This window comes from Pedobacter faecalis (genome assembly GCF_030182585.1).
GTDB classification, from domain to species: Bacteria; Bacteroidota; Bacteroidia; order Sphingobacteriales; family Sphingobacteriaceae; genus Pedobacter; species Pedobacter faecalis.
Map to the genome: position 1 here is coordinate 14,006 of NZ_JARXOW010000002.1, position 15,507 is coordinate 29,512.

The following is a 15,507-nucleotide window of genomic DNA, read 5'->3' on the forward strand; positions in this document are numbered from 1 at the left end:
TTTTGCCACTGGCACAAAAAGCATGTTAAGTTTTTTCGAGGTATATTTGTATATTCTATCATCATGCTAATGAATCACGAAAATTTGAGCGATCCACATAAAAACATCATCATAAAAGGTGCCAGGGTTCATAACTTAAAAAACATTGACGTCTCCATTCCTAAAAATAAGCTTGTCGTTATCACCGGGATGTCGGGCTCTGGCAAATCCTCGCTTGCTTTTGATACATTATATGCCGAAGGCCAGAGAAGATATGTGGAAAGTTTGTCTTCCTACGCGCGACAATTTATGGGCAGGATGAACAAGCCGGAGGTTGACTACATCAAGGGTATTGCGCCGGCTATTGCAATAGAACAAAAGGTGGTCACCTCTAATCCCAGATCTACAGTAGGTACTTCAACGGAAATTTACGATTACCTTAAACTCCTGTTCTCCAGAATCGGCAAAACCTATTCCCCTGTATCTGGACAACTGGTAAAAAAAGACTCCGTTAGTACGGTTGTGGATTACATACTGACATTAAATGAGTCGGCAGTTGTGACCGTATACTGCCCGCTTCACCCCCACAATGATCGGTCTATAAAGGAAGAACTTGCCGTTTTGCTGCAGAAGGGCTTCCTGAGGATTTTATATCAGAATGAAATCAAAAAGATTGAACAAATCCTGGAAGACCCATCATTTGAAGACTTCCGGTTCAGCGATGAAACGGACGTGAGGATATTGGTGGACCGCATCGTGGTGAACCGGGATGATGAAACAGTAAGCCGTATAGCTGACTCTGTTCAAACAGCCTTTATTGAGGGTAAAGGTGATTGCTACCTGGAACACGACAGCCAGTTTCATCACTTTTGCGACCGGTTTGAGCTTGACGGTATCCGCTTTGAAGAGCCTACTCCGAATTTTTTTAGCTTTAACAATCCGTACGGGGCTTGTAAGCGCTGTGAAGGATATGGCAATGTGATTGGTATAGATGCCGATCTCGTAATACCGGATAAAAGCAAAAGTATATACGATAACGCCATAGCACCTTGGAGAGGAGAGAAGATGCGCGAGTGGTTGAATCGCCTGATAGCCAACGCCGATAAGTTTAAATTTCCCATTCACAGGCCTTATAGCGAACTGACGGAGAGCGAGCAGGCCTTGCTGTGGACAGGTAATAAATATTTTGCGGGGCTTGATGCCTTTTTTAAGGACCTGGAAGAGCAGACTTATAAAATACAATACCGAGTGATGTTGTCGCGCTACCGCGGGAAAACCACATGTCCGGATTGTAAAGGATCACGACTCAGAAAGGATGCCTCCTATGTAAAAATTAAAGACAGGTCCATCATTGACCTGGTGTTAATGTCATTGTCAGACCTCCTGATATTTTTCGATGAGTTGTCCCTTAACGAGACAGACGAAAAAATTGCACGGCGACTGCTCACCGAGATAAAAAACCGGGTGCGGTATTTGAACGATGTCGGATTGAGCTATCTTACACTAAATCGTCTTTCCAATACACTGTCTGGAGGTGAGTCGCAGCGGATCAACCTTGCAACCTCACTCGGGAGTAGTTTGGTCGGTTCTATTTACGTCCTCGACGAGCCGAGTATAGGACTCCATCCGCGAGATACGAACAAGCTGATCGGTGTGCTGCTTTCGTTGAGAGATGTTGGCAACACTGTGCTCGTCGTAGAGCATGAGGAAGAGATGATGCTTGCTGCAGATTACATCATAGACATCGGTCCGGAGGCAGGTACCCACGGGGGGGAGCTGGTTTTCAGTGGCACCTATGACCAGATTGTTAAGGATCAGAAAAGTTTGACCGGTAAATATCTGTCGGGCAAGGAAACTATTCCAGTCCCGAAATACCGCAGGAAGTGGAACGACCACATCCTGATTCAGGGAGCGAGGGAGAATAACCTTAAAAACATCGATGTAAAATTCCCGCTGGGCGTGTTCACCGCAGTTACAGGCGTATCCGGATCGGGAAAAACTAGTCTGGTTAAAAAAATCCTTTATCCGGCATTGCAAAAAGCGATAGGCAACTATGCCGGCGAGCAGACCGGTGCGCACAATGGCGTGTCGGGCAATTTTGATCTGATTGCGCAGGTTGAGATGGTCGACCAAAATCCAATCGGGCGATCTTCAAGATCGAACCCGGTGACTTATGTGAAGGCCTGGGACGATATCCGCGCCTTATTTTCGGCACTTCCTTCGGCTAAAGCTGCCGGACTTAAGCCCGCTGCGTTTTCTTTCAATGTAGAAGGAGGCCGCTGCGAGGTTTGTCAGGGTGAAGGGGAAGTAAAGATTGAGATGCAGTTTATGGCCGACATCTTTCTGCCCTGCGAAGCCTGCGGCGGCCGGCGGTTTAAGCAGCAGGTGCTCGACATAACCTATCAGGACAAGAATGTGGCCGATATCCTGGATCTTACTATCGAGGAAGCCGTAACGTTTTTTGAGGGGCAGCCGAAGATATTAGCGAAGCTGCAGCCGCTCGTGGATGTGGGACTGGGTTATGTTCATCTTGGGCAGTCGTCAAATACGCTGTCGGGCGGTGAGGCCCAGCGCATCAAGCTCGCTTCGTTTCTGATCAAGGGCAACAACACCCACAAGACACTCTTTATTTTCGATGAACCCACTACAGGACTGCATTTCCATGACATCAAGAAACTGCTGATTGCACTTAACACGCTGATAGAGCAGGGTAATAGTGTGCTGGTTATAGAACACAATATGGATATGATCAAATGCGCCGACTGGGTGATCGATATTGGTCCGGAAGGTGGAGATCAGGGTGGTAACGTTGTATTCGAAGGTATGCCGGAAGACCTGGTCAACGTAGCGCATTCCTATACAGGGCAGTATCTGAAAGCACGTTTGCAGGCATAGCAGGTTTAAGATAAATTCAGCTATCTTCGGCAATGCTTTTTTTAACGTTTTTTCTAGGGATCGTTTTAAACATGATCGGCTATATTCCGCCTGGCAACATCAATCTGACCGTGGTTCAGATCACCATCACCAGAGGAATCAGACAGGCGATATATTTCATCTGCGCATTCTCTGCCGTAGAGGTGCTGTTCACATTCGCTATCATGCGTTTCGTGCAGTGGCTGTCAAGTGAGATCGACCTTGGATACACGATTGACGTTGCAATGATCCTGTTGTTCACCATATTGGGCGTGCTTACCTGGCGCTCACGCAAACAGATGCCTAAAGCAGACTACTCCAAGAAAGACAGCATAAAGTATGGAATGCTACTGGGCGTAATTAACCCTATGCAGGTGCCGTTTTGGCTTTTCGTGGGCACTTACCTGATATCACATGAGTGGATAGATATCGGTTACCTTTCATTAACGATATTCAGTATTGGATCCGGTCTGGGCGCAGCCCTGGCCTTGTATGGCTTTGCCCGTTTTGCACAATACGTCCAGGAAAAGTTTGAGCTAAGCAGTTATCTGATCAGTAAAAGTATCGCCATACTTTTCTTCGTACTTTCGGCGTACCATATCTTCAAACTGGTATATATCTACCTGATCAGATAAGTAACTATTTTTTTAAGAATTCCAGATTCCAGATCTTCTCTGCCCGCCGGCCAATAAGCCAGAACGAACCAGCCAGTACGGCAAAGAACAATGCTTTGTGCCAGCTGTCCCAGAAATACTCGAAGTACCTTGTGTACAGGTTTATAAATAAAAAGGTGATGCCAAATTCGCGGGCAATTTCATCTCTGTATTTAAGTCCGATAAAGATACTGATCACGCAGGCGGCGGCAGATATGAGTCCCCAATAAAACAGACTCAGTTGAGAAACGCTATACCATTGTTCTAGCGAACCAAAATTACCAAATACGGATAGCAGCCACATCGACACGAACAGATACACCATCCCGCTGACATAGTTGACCTGAAAAAACATGGCTAGGCGGGCATTCCTTTTCAGTAGAAATGAACAGGCGGTTAAGAAGAGGCCAAACACTGTAAAGCGTAAAGGGTAGTTCATTCCTAAGAAATACATGTTATCCCTGGAGAGATACCCCGTCTCCGTACCGAACCAGGCGCCGATGGAAATCAGCGTAAATATCCATATTAGCCTTGATTTAAATGTTACGGCCAGCACACCGTAAACGAGTGCGGAGACCAGAATTAGGGTGCTAAAATGATCGCTATCCTTTCCCAATGACTTGCCTAAATAAGCGACAGCATTCGCTGTAAGCATAACCGCTGTAAATATTAAAGCTTCGTTGCTAAACACACGGAGCGGTTGGGTCCGCTTCCGTTTAAACCCGAAATAGTACAGAAGTGTTGCAGCTGCGGCAGACAATATACTGATCAGCAGGTCGGACGCATCGAGCAGCCGTTCCAGGTAGGCCAGTATTTTATTGTCCACGAGCAGGGAGCCTAAGGCAATGACGCCACAAGCCATCGCGATCCAAAAGGAGTATTGCGCCAGTCTGCGCCAGTCAAAGGTCTTGGCTTCGTAACTGCTTTTTAGCCTCCCTGCATCCTCTTCCGTCAGGAGGTTCTGTTCTTGCCAATGACGAATCATGTCATCAAGGAAATCGCTTTTCTCCTGGTCGATCTTCATATGCTATGCCAATAAAGCAGGCACTTTTTTATTGTTGCCTACAATCCAAACGATATCACCGTTATCAAACACAAAATCAGAATCCGGATTCAGAATACGCGTTCCGGAGCGCTCAATGCCGACCACGAGTCCCTGAGTTGATTCGCGGATGCCCGATGTCCGGATGCTTTGGCCATAGACAGGAGAGCTGCTGTTTATCACAACTTTTTGCAGAGCCATATCTTCTTTCGGGAATGATGATTCCAAGTTCTCGTCAATCATCCCTTCAAAAAGTACCTTCACCGCAGCCAGTTGCTCGTCAGTACCAATCACCATCACCTTGTCATTGGGATATAGCCGTTCATCACGTCCCGGTGTAGGAATCATGATCTTGCCCCGTTCAATAAGGGCGATGTTTACACCGTACTTCTCGCGCACCGATAACTCGGCGAGTGTTTTCCCGATTAGAGACGACTCAGGTGCCACCGTAAGATCGGCAAGGTGAGCGTCCCAGGGCAATATCTCATGCTGTGCGTTTTGCGCTTCCCTCGCATTCAGGTTTCGGAGGAAACGGCTCTCCAGTCGGTTATAAAAGCTTTGCAGTTTCCGGGAGAAGATAAACATTCCGCATACAATAAGGGCTACCGCAAAGACCACCGAGATCCAGGTGCTGTAAAATTGATAAATGAGGAAGCCAACGAAAAAGATGGCAATGGCCACACGCAGAATTTCGAGCGCGACAAGCGGGCCTCTTGTATACTTTTTATTGAGCCAAAGATGAGAATATGCCTTTCGCTCAATGCGTCTGATGGCAAGTGCCCATAAAAACGGTGTCATTGCAGCAAGAGTAAGCACCAGGCTGATGATGATCCCGTAGTTTCCGTTGATGATAGAGGTGGTAATAAAGGGCTGAAGGAATCGTGAGCCTAAGAAAACCAGGGCGATTAAAATTACACTGTGTATGATGGTGTTGAAGGTGTACGACCTGAGCAGGATTTTCCAGTCGCTCATCGTTGTAATTCCGGCAGTACTCGAACTGTACCGCTTAATACCTTCCGTCCACCGGTTTGGCAGTTTGCGTTCCAGAAAAACGTAAAAGGGCTCCGAAGCCTTAATCAGGTAAGGCGTGGTAAACGTTGTGATGGCGGAAACCGCCACAGCAATGGGATATAAAAATTCGCTGGTTACCTTCAGTGTAAGTCCCAGCGTGGCAATAATAAAAGAGAATTCACCGATCTGTGCCAGACTCATGCCTGTCTGCACCGACGTCTTAAGTGGCTGCCCTGATACCAGCGCACCCAGGCCTGAACTCAAAAACTTTCCTAATACCGTCGATAGGGTAATGATCAATATAGGTACGATATATTCCACAAGAATGCGGGGTTCAATGAGCATACCCACAGACACAAAGAAGATAGCCGCGAAAAGATCCTTTACAGATTTGGTCAGATGTTCTATCCGCTCGGCCTGGGTAGTCTCAGCAAGTATGGAACCCATGATAAAAGCGCCCAACGCCGGGGAGAAACCGACTTTGACAGCCAGCAGGACCATAATGAGGCAGAGCGCTATCGATACAACCAGCATAGTCTCGTCGTTCATAAGCTTTCTTGTCGCCTTTAAGAAAGTGGGGATAAGGAAAATGCCCCCTATAAACCAGAGGATCAGGAAGAAACAAAGTTTCAAAATGGAGGTCAGCATTTCTGCACCGGCAAACTGCTGGCTTACAGCCAGGGTAGACAACAATACAAGAAGCAGGATTGCTACTAAATCTTCCACAATCAACACCCCGAAAACCAGTCCCGCAAACTTCTTATGCTTTACTCCGAGTTCCTCAAACGCACGGATAATGATTGTTGTAGAGGATACGGAAAGGATTCCGCCCAGAAAGATGCTGTCCATCGTAGACCAGCCCATTAATTTTCCAGCCGTAAACCCTATGGCCAGCATAAATACCACTTCTACAATGGCTGTAATGGAAGCCGAGCCGCCAACCTTTACAAGCTTCTTAAAACTGAATTCCAGGCCCAGACTAAAAAGAAGGAAAATAACACCTATTTCTGCCCAGATATGAATACTGGCATTGTCGGTAACCGTAGGCAGAAAGTCAACGTGTGGCCCAACGAGCAAACCAGCAAGAATATAGCCCAGTACAATAGGCTGTCTGATTTTTTTGAATAGTAATGTTGTTATAGCAGCAGCGGCAAGTATGAGCCCCAGGTCGGTAATAAGAACGGGCAGATGTATCATATCGTACGAAAAATCAATTTGCCCTAATATACGAAAAAAAGAGGTGTTTTTAGCAGAAAGGCGCGAGTTTTTTAGGTTAAAACGCCTTTCGGAAATAGGCCAGAGTAGCCGTTTTATCCTTCTCCAATTGCAATTTCAAGGCTTCCAGTCCTGTGAACTTTTCATCCTGCCGCAGGAACTCCATGAAGTTCATGGTGATTTCCTGGCCATATATTTCCTTCTCAAAATCAAAGATGTTCACTTCGATATTTCTGGTCATGCCGTTTATTGTAGGCCGCTGCCCTATATATGCCATGCCCTTAAACAGGCTTTCGTTTAAATAAACGGTAACGGCATATATGCCGTCAGACGGAATCAGCTTATAAGTTTCCTCTATAAAAATATTGGCCGTCGGAAAACCGATCGTACGTCCGATCTTATCACCCTTGATCACCCGGCCACGCAGGGAAAAATGATAGCCTAAGTACTTCGCCGCCAAAGCTACATCCCCATCCAGCAAAGCTTTTCTGATTTTGGTGGAACTTACGGCGACATCATTAATATCCTGCTCTGGAATCTGTTCAATACTATACCCGAACAGATCTGCATAAAACTCCAGTTCCTTCATGCCACCCTGCCGGTCTTTTCCAAAACGATGATCGTAGCCAACAATTAAATGCTTAACTCCAATGGTGTCAACCAAAATGTTTCTAATGTAGTCTTCGGGCGATAAATTCGAAAAGTCGCGGGTAAAAGGAATGATGATCAGATGGTCCACTCCGAGGGTTTCCAGGATATTGGCCTTCTCCTGGATGGTATTGATCATCTTAAGGTCCTGATTTTCCGGATCAATGATTAACCTCGGATGGGGGAAAAAGGTTAGGATCACACTTTCCGCACGCAGTGCCTTGGCTTTGTCGCACAACTGCTTTACAATCTTTTGATGCCCGTAGTGGACACCATCGAAAGTGCCGATGGTCACAACCGCATTGCTCAGTTTGTTGAACTCCGAAAGCTGATGGTATATCTTCAAGACTGTAAATTTACTAAACTTTTTTACTGCGCAGGTGCGTCACCAAGTCGCTCACCTCAAAAGCATTCTCCAGCAGAAAATTACCGCTTCTTGTCCTTGTGAGCCTGGACAGGTAAGCCCCGTTATTGAGCTTTTTTCCAAAATCAGCAACCAGCGAACGGATGTAGGTTCCCTTGCTGCATATCACCCTAAAATCAACTTCGGGGAGTCTGATTGAAGTAATCTCAAAAAGGGAAATGCTCACGTTTCTCAATCTTAGCTCCGTTTCCTCACCCCGTCTTGCTTTGAGATATAAACGTTCCCCGTTTACTTTGATGGCAGAATGCGCAGGAGGATACTGCTGTATATCGCCCATGAATGCACTTGTGGCATCATGTATAGCCTCGTGGCTAAGGCCCTCTAGATCAAAATGCTGATCAGGCTCGGTTTCCATATCGTAAGAGGGGGTGGTAGCTCCAAGGACCATCGTGCCGGTATATTCCTTTTCTTCAGCCTGAAACGAATCGATTTGCTTGGTCAGCTTGCCGGTGCAAACAATAAGCAACCCGGTAGCCAAAGGATCAAGTGTCCCGGCATGGCCTACCTTCAGTTTAAGCGGTTTAAGGGAGTTTCTGATTTTGCCTACAACATCAAAGCTTGTCCATTTGTAAGGCTTGTTGATCAGCAGAAGTTCGCCCTCAGCAAAATTAAACTCTGGAAATTCCTTTATAGATTGCTCCTTAATCTCTTCAGTCATTACAAAACATTCATTTCCACACCGGAGTAATATAAGGCGATAAGGACAACGCCTATAATGATCCTGTACCATCCAAAAATACGGAACCCATGTTTGGATAAAAAGCCGATAAATGATTTGATGGCGATGATCGCCACGATAAAAGCGACCACGTTACCAAAAAGAAGAAGTTTTACGTTTTCTGCATTGAGCAAGTCATAGCCCTTCAGCAGCTTATATCCGGTGGCAGCGCACATGGTTGGAACCGCCAGGAAAAACGAAAACTCCGCAGCGGCCTGTCTGGTAAGCTTTTGTTGCATGCCTCCGATAATTGTAGCGGCACTTCTGCTCAATCCTGGAAAAACCACCGCCAGCACCTGAAAACATCCAATCTTAAAAGCAGTCAGATTACTGATATCGGTTTCTTTATCTATTGCCGGACTCTTAAACAGTTTATCGATAAACAACAATACGATACCACCCAATAAAAGCACAACGGCTATAAACAAAGGATTGCCCAGGGTGTTGTCGATAAAGTCGTTCAGGATAAAGCCAAAAAACAAAGCAGGAATAACAGCAATAACAAGTTTAAGATAAAACTGCCATTTGCTGAAATCCATAAATTTTCTCCAGTATAAGACTACGACTGCCAATATGGCCCCAAGCTGGATGGCTACTTCAAATAATTTTACGAAATCATCATGACCAATACCCATAAAAGAACTGGCGATCACCATATGGCCGGTTGAAGACACTGGTAAAAACTCCGTCAGGCCCTCTATAACGGCGAGAATTAAAGCTTGTAAATAATCCATTTACCGGCTATTTCTTTAGGATAGCATAGACGCCCAGTCCAAAACCAGCAAGCACTACCATCGGAGCAAGTAGGGTTTTCCTGAAATCATAAATGTCTGTAGTACCCATCATAAGGATAAAACCTACAACTACGATGGCTATGCTCAATAAAAGCAATTGATAGTTCTTCTTCGTAAAAACCAGTTCCGATTTTGCTTCCGGGTTCGGGGAAGCGGATTTTTTTTCTGCCATTATCTGTAAAGATCGTATATTTTTAAACGTAAATATTTATTAACCGCCATTGATGTACTAATAGCGGTGATGAAAATGCCAATACCAACAAGGCCAATAAGTACGATGCCGAATTCGGTGTAGTTTCTGAGGATAACAATTTCAGGAATCTCCCGCTGGGTGTAATATAAAATGCCAAGCAGGATAAGGATCGCAATAAAGGCTGCTATCAGCCCATGCAGGGCTGCAATCAATACAAACGGCCTGCGAATGAAGCCGCGGGTAGCACCCACCAGTTGCATACTTTTGATCAGAAAACGCTGGGAATAGATGGCCAGGCGTATGGTGTTGTTAATCAGTGCCACAGAAATCACCAGCAGTATGGCAGCAAAGCCTAAAATAATCAGTCCGATCGTGTTGATGTTTTTATTGACCATGTCGATGAGCGAGCTCTGATAGATCACTTCTTTAACGACCGGATTCTGACCGATACTTGCTTTCAGTGACTCTATACTCTTATTGTTGGCATAGTCCGCTTTCAAATAAACGTCTACCGTAGAGAGTAGTGGGTTATACCCAAGGAAATTCACAAAGTCTTCACCCAGATCATTGGTCAGGTTTCTCGCTGCCATCTCCTTATTCACGTACTGCGTAGATTTGATAGCCGGGTTGGCGTTCAGGTCCTTCTGGAACTGTAAAATATCCGTCTCTTTAGCGCCCTCATCAACAATAATATTTAAAACGATGTTTTCCTTAACATAATTAGACAGATTCTTGGCATGAACCAAAATCAGTCCGAGCATTCCAAGCATCAACAGAACAAGAGCAATACTGAATATCGTAGAAATGTAGATCGTTTTTGTCTTCTTAGAAGCGTCGCTTACTTCAAATTCTTCCATACGCTTTAGTCTGAGTTTTCTGCGAAAATAAGTAAATGTTCACAAAAGGCACCGTATTTGCGAAGCTTTTTGGAAAAAAACAAAACCTGTTATGAAAAAACAATCAATCCTTACTATTGCGCTTTTGCTCATCGTTAATCTTGTTTTGACCTCCTGCGGTAAAGAAGATACTACTTCAATAAAGCCCAGAATGACGGGTCGCTGGGATGTCTCGCGGATCGAAGGTGTGCCTTTAAATATATCAACCGGTGATTATTACGACTTTAAGGAGGGAGAAGACGATATCGTCGAAATTCGTGAAGGCGGCAATCTTCAATCGGGCACCTACGCTGTTCAGGTGGGTAATGACTTTAGTATGCAGATCGGCGGCAAGCTGTACACCTGCAAGGTCATCGTACTGGAGACAGGCAGATTGGAATTCTCGGCTTCCGACGGCAGCGTCACAAAAAAAGTTTTCCTGAAAAGATAGGGGCTTCGCAGAGTTGTGTTTATTTCTTTATTTTCGCATCCTGCAATCGCAGGAGCGCCGGTAAGCGCAAACAGCTATACAAAGTTTATCGATGGATTATCAATTTAAAGAAATAGAACAAAGGTGGCAGGAGCATTGGGCCGATAAGCAGACCTTCAAGGTCGCGGAAAATACGGAAAAGCCTAAATACTATGTGTTAGATATGTTTCCCTACCCTTCCGGGGCGGGCTTACATGTGGGTCACCCACTGGGCTATATTGCTTCCGATATTTTTGCAAGATATAAACGCCTTAAAGGTTATAATGTTTTGCATCCGATGGGCTACGATTCATTTGGCTTACCGGCCGAGCAGTATGCCATACAAACCGGTCAGCACCCTGCCATAACTACTGAAACAAATATCAATACCTACCGCAGGCAGCTTGATAAGATCGGTTTTTCTTTCGACTGGAGCCGGGAGGTCCGCACCAGCGATCCGCAATACTATAAATGGACACAGTGGATCTTCATGCAACTGTTCAGCTCATGGTACAATTTGGAGACTGACCGGGCGGAAGATATTTCTACCTTGATTGAGAAATTTAATTCCAGCGGTACCGAGGGTGTAAGAGCCGTATGCGATGAAGATGTTCAACAATTGTTGCCGTCCGACTGGGCAGCAATGACCGCAGAGCAAAAGCAGGCCGAACTGTTGAAATACCGACTTACCTACCTTAAAGAAAGTACCGTGAACTGGTGTGCTGCCCTGGGCACCGTTTTAGCCAACGACGAAGTAAAAGACGGGTTTTCTGAGCGTGGCGGGCATCCTGTTGAACAGAAAAAAATGATGCAGTGGAGTATGCGGATCTCCGCTTACGCCGAGCGTTTGCTGAGCGGACTTGACACCGTCGACTGGCCAGAGCCTGTGAAAGAAATGCAAAGAAACTGGATCGGTAAAAGTTCAGGCGCTTCCGTCCGGTTCAAGATAGAGGGAGCCGGTCTGGTTTCAGAATTCTCCGAACTCAAGACCGACTATATTGAAGTTTTCACTACCCGGGTAGACACTATCTTTGGGGTATCTTATTTAGTTTTAGCGCCCGAGCATGAACTGGTGGCCAAGCTTACCACTCTTGAACAACGCGCAGCGGTGGAGCAATACATAGCGCAGACCAGGAAGAAGTCGGAGCTCGACCGCATGGCCGATACCAAAACGGTCTCAGGTGCGTTTACCGGCAGCTATGTCATCAATCCAGTGAGCGGGGAGCGTATCCAGTTGTGGATAGCCGATTATGTGCTTGCAGGATATGGCACAGGCGCAGTAATGGGCGTGCCTAGTGGCGACCAGCGCGACTGGCTTTTCGCGCGTCACTTTAATTTGCCTGTGGTGCAGATCCTTGACGCACAAAAAGATTTGGATGTTCAGGCAGATCCTACAAAAGAAGGTAAATACATCAATTCCGGATTTATAAACGGTATGACTTATACCGAGGCTGTCTCCGCGCTGAACGAATGGTTGGAAAGCAAAGGTTCTGGTAAGGCCAAAATAAATTACCGGATGCGCGACGCTATATTCGGACGTCAGCGCTATTGGGGAGAACCTATACCGATATATTTTAAAGACGGATTACCTTATCTGATCAAGGAAGAGGAGTTACCTCTGATGCTGCCGGAAATTGACAGGTACTTACCTACAGAAACCGGCGAACCGCCGTTGGGAAGGGCTGAGGACTGGAAATATGAAGGCAAGTATGAATACGAGCTAAGTACAATGCCAGGTTGGGCTGGCTCTAGCTGGTACTGGTACAGGTATATGAATCCAGACAACACGAGTGATTTCGCTTCCAAAGAGGCTATCGATTACTGGAAGGATGTCGACCTCTATATAGGCGGTGCTGAACATGCCACTGGGCATCTTTTGTACAGTCGCTTCTGGAACAAGTTTTTAAAGGATCTTGGCTATACTCAAGAAGAGGAGCCGTTTAAAAAACTGATCAATCAGGGTATGATACAGGGCCGGAGTAATTTCGTTTACCGGGTAGTCGACGAGCAGGGCAGGGGAACCAATAAACTTGTTTCGTACGGACTTAAAAATCAATATAAGACCTCAGCGCTCCATGTCGACGTGAATATTGTTGAAAACGACATTCTGAATATTGCTGCGTTTAAAGCGTTTCGTCCAGAGTTCGAAGAGGCTGAGTTTGTCATGGAAAACGGAAAGTACGTTTGCGGCGTTGAAGTCGAGAAGATGTCTAAATCCAAGTTCAATGTCGTAAACCCTGATTTGCTGATAGAGAATTATGGGGCCGACACTTTAAGGATGTACGAGATGTTCCTCGGGCCGCTAGAGCAAAGCAAACCCTGGAATACCAACGGCATCGAAGGGGTGTTCAAATTCCTCAGGAAGTTCTGGCGACTGTTCCATAACGAAGCGTGGGAATTCCAGGTAAGTTCAGACGAACCCACCAAAGCAGAGCTTAAATCGCTGCATAAGATCATCAAAAAGGTGCAGGACGATATTGAGCGTTTTTCGTTCAATACTTCGGTGTCCAGCTTTATGATCGCCGTCAACGAACTGACAGAGCTGAAATGTAACAAGAGCGCCATCCTTAAAGATCTGGTTGTGGTATTGTCGCCCTATGCGCCGCATATCTGCGAAGAACTCTGGACCTTGCTTGGTTATGAGGCAGGCAGCCTTTCCTACGCACCTTATCCTGAGTTTAAGCCCGAGCATCTTGTGGAAGATGAGTTCAGTTATCCTATCTCTATTAATGGAAAGACAAGAATGAACCTGAATTTAAGTCTTACACTGGAACAGAGCGAAGTGGAGGCGGCGGTGCTTGGTCAAAGCCAGATTCAGAGTTACCTCGAAGGCAAGGCGCCCAAAAAGGTCGTCTTCGTTAAAGGCAGGATCATTAATATAGTAGTCTAACGCGACGATCAGCGTTTTGTAACCGTTTTTAAGATCAGCAGGTTCTGGGCATTATTGCTCAATCCGCTAATATTGTTTTGGGTTAAAGTGACCGACTGATCGTAGAACAATGGGATGATGTTGGCGTAGCTGGTAACCATACTGTCCATTTGCTGATGAAGCTTAAAACGACGGTTTTCGTCCGTCTCGTAGTAGCTCTGCTCAAACAGGCGGTCAAACTCCTTATTGTAATAGGCTGTATAGTTTGGTCCGAAAGGCACCTTATTCCGCGAATAAAACATGGCGAGGTAGTTTTCCCCGTCGGGGTAATCTGCGATCCAGGAACCCCGGAAAAAATTTACCCCGTTCTTTGCGATCAGATCGCGGAGGCTCGCACTCGGACTCACATCTATTTTAACCTGTATGCCAATGGCATTTAATTCACCCTGGACAAATTCAATGACATCTTTGTAGTTGGTCGATGTACTTAAGGTGACCTGCGGCATCCCTTGCCCGTTCGGGAAACCCGCTTCGCGCAGAAGCTGCGCCGCCTTTTCCGGGTTGTAATGATAGCCCTTTACAGCAGCAGTGTCGAACCCAGGCATGCCTTTGGGAATAAATCCAGCGGTGGCGGGGATACCCACACCGTTTCGGAGATACCTGACCAGTTTGGAGCGGTCGATGGCATAGTTGATCGCCTGCCTCACCTTCAGGTGGCGGAGCGGCGAATTCCTTGTGACTGCGATATTGGTGTCTACCAATATCCCGATATACTCTGTGCACAAATAAGGGGCCTTACGAAGACGAAATGCATATCTGTATTTGTTGGTCACCCGCCCATCTCTGGTCAATATTTCGTTCCGGTAACTGCCGTCTACTTTATCAAAGAAATCCAGTTCCTTTTTAAGAAAGTTCATGAACGCGCTCTGTTTGTCCGTTACAAACGTTACCCTGACTGCATCCAGGTACGGCAGCTTTGTCCCGCTAACCTTTTCCCAATAATTTTCGTTTTTTAAAAGCACCAGCACTTCATCCTCCTTCCAATATTTGAACTTAAACGGACCAGTCCCGACCGGATGGCTGCGGAATTCATGCCCGTAATGCTCCACGATTTCTTTAGGAACCACCGAACAATATTGTGTGGTAAGCAATTTGAGAAAGGCCGGGAAAGGCTTAGATAAGGTAATTTGAAAGGTAGAATCGTTGACCGCCACTAAACTATGCTTTCCGGCTATCTTGTCCGAAAATATCCACCCGCCAGAGGAGCCGACCGCCGGGTCGATTAGTCTGTAAAAGCTGTATGCGAAATCGGCCGCCACCACTCTTCTGCCCTTTCCTCCGGCAAACAAAGGGTGCTCGTGAAAAAAGACATCGTCACGAAGATTAAACCTGTAAGTCAGCCCATCCTCAGAAACCTGCCATGTCTTCGCAATGCAGGGCACGGTATTCAGATTGCTGTCAATCTGCACCAGTCCGTTAAATATCTGGTTGATCATCCACAGCGCGTTCTGGTTGCGTGCAAAGGCGGGATCAAGCGAGGTAAGGTTTTGGTTCAGATTCATCTGAAAAACACTCCTGCCGTCATGCCGGTCGTGCCTACTGCAGGCTGCCACGGCTGTAAGCACCATGAAATAAAAAAACCTTAAAAGAATACGAGGCATGAGTACCGTAATGCTATTTTTGTACAAAATACTAAATAAATTA

The 15,507-nt window shown here is 46.0% G+C and carries 12 protein-coding genes; 4 read left to right on the forward strand and 8 right to left on the reverse strand.

The features are described from left to right. Positions 1-69 precede the first annotated feature (69 nt). Together uvrA and QEP07_RS13755 are read left to right on the forward strand one after the other, a co-directional pair. Positions 70-2,874, forward strand: coding sequence for an excinuclease ABC subunit UvrA (gene uvrA, locus QEP07_RS13750; RefSeq protein ID WP_285010762.1), 2,805 nt, complete (start codon positions 70-72; stop codon positions 2,872-2,874). Positions 2,875-2,945: 71 nt separating this feature from the next. Continuing rightward, a complete protein-coding gene (locus tag QEP07_RS13755; RefSeq protein WP_285010763.1) occupies positions 2,946-3,527 on the forward strand; it encodes a LysE family transporter in 582 nt (193 codons plus the stop codon). Between the two features lie 4 nt (positions 3,528-3,531). On the opposite strand, the gene QEP07_RS13760 is transcribed toward QEP07_RS13755, so the two are convergent. The 7 genes from QEP07_RS13760 to QEP07_RS13790 form a co-directional block, all read right to left on the reverse strand. Beyond that, the gene (locus QEP07_RS13760) at positions 3,532-4,569 is read right to left on the reverse strand and encodes a DUF2157 domain-containing protein (protein ID WP_285010764.1); all 1,038 of its coding nucleotides are present in this window, start codon (positions 4,567-4,569) and stop codon (positions 3,532-3,534) included. A 3-nt stretch (positions 4,570-4,572) separates the two neighbouring features. Then, complete coding sequence (locus QEP07_RS13765) at positions 4,573-6,795, reverse strand: cation:proton antiporter domain-containing protein (RefSeq protein WP_285010765.1); 2,223 nt, start codon at positions 6,793-6,795, stop codon at positions 4,573-4,575. Between the two features lie 76 nt (positions 6,796-6,871). Further along, positions 6,872-7,807 (reverse strand): bifunctional riboflavin kinase/FAD synthetase, encoded by a 936-nt coding sequence (locus QEP07_RS13770; RefSeq protein ID WP_285010766.1) that lies wholly within the window; start codon positions 7,805-7,807, stop codon positions 6,872-6,874. 13 nt (positions 7,808-7,820) lie between these two features. Beyond that, positions 7,821-8,543: a tRNA pseudouridine(55) synthase TruB gene (gene truB / locus QEP07_RS13775; RefSeq protein ID WP_285010767.1), complete on the reverse strand. Its 723-nt coding sequence runs from the start codon at positions 8,541-8,543 to the stop codon at positions 7,821-7,823. Continuing rightward, positions 8,543-9,337 carry an undecaprenyl-diphosphate phosphatase gene (locus QEP07_RS13780; RefSeq protein WP_285010768.1) on the reverse strand — a complete coding sequence of 265 codons (795 nt, stop codon included), beginning with the start codon at positions 9,335-9,337 and terminating at the stop codon, positions 8,543-8,545. The genes truB and QEP07_RS13780 overlap by 1 nt, the downstream gene beginning before the upstream one ends. A 7-nt stretch (positions 9,338-9,344) precedes the next feature. Continuing rightward, positions 9,345-9,569, reverse strand: coding sequence for a DUF3098 domain-containing protein (locus QEP07_RS13785; protein ID WP_285010769.1), 225 nt, complete (start codon positions 9,567-9,569; stop codon positions 9,345-9,347). Continuing rightward, positions 9,569-10,447: a cell division protein FtsX gene (locus QEP07_RS13790; protein WP_285010770.1), complete on the reverse strand. Its 879-nt coding sequence runs from the start codon at positions 10,445-10,447 to the stop codon at positions 9,569-9,571. Before QEP07_RS13790 ends, QEP07_RS13785 begins: the two co-directional genes overlap by 1 nt. Before the next feature lie 91 nt (positions 10,448-10,538). Between QEP07_RS13790 and QEP07_RS13795 the strand changes: the two genes are divergently transcribed. Continuing rightward, positions 10,539-10,916: a hypothetical protein gene (locus QEP07_RS13795; RefSeq protein WP_285010771.1), complete on the forward strand. Its 378-nt coding sequence runs from the start codon at positions 10,539-10,541 to the stop codon at positions 10,914-10,916. 91 nt (positions 10,917-11,007) lie between these two features. Then, the gene (leuS, locus tag QEP07_RS13800) at positions 11,008-13,824 is read left to right on the forward strand and encodes a leucine--tRNA ligase (RefSeq protein WP_285010772.1); all 2,817 of its coding nucleotides are present in this window, start codon (positions 11,008-11,010) and stop codon (positions 13,822-13,824) included. Positions 13,825-13,832: 8 nt separating this feature from the next. Here the strand turns inward: leuS and QEP07_RS13805 are convergent, their stop codons facing one another. Beyond that, positions 13,833-15,491 carry an ABC transporter substrate-binding protein gene (locus tag QEP07_RS13805; RefSeq protein WP_350223379.1) on the reverse strand — a complete coding sequence of 553 codons (1,659 nt, stop codon included), beginning with the start codon at positions 15,489-15,491 and terminating at the stop codon, positions 13,833-13,835. Positions 15,492-15,507: the final 16 nt, after the last annotated feature.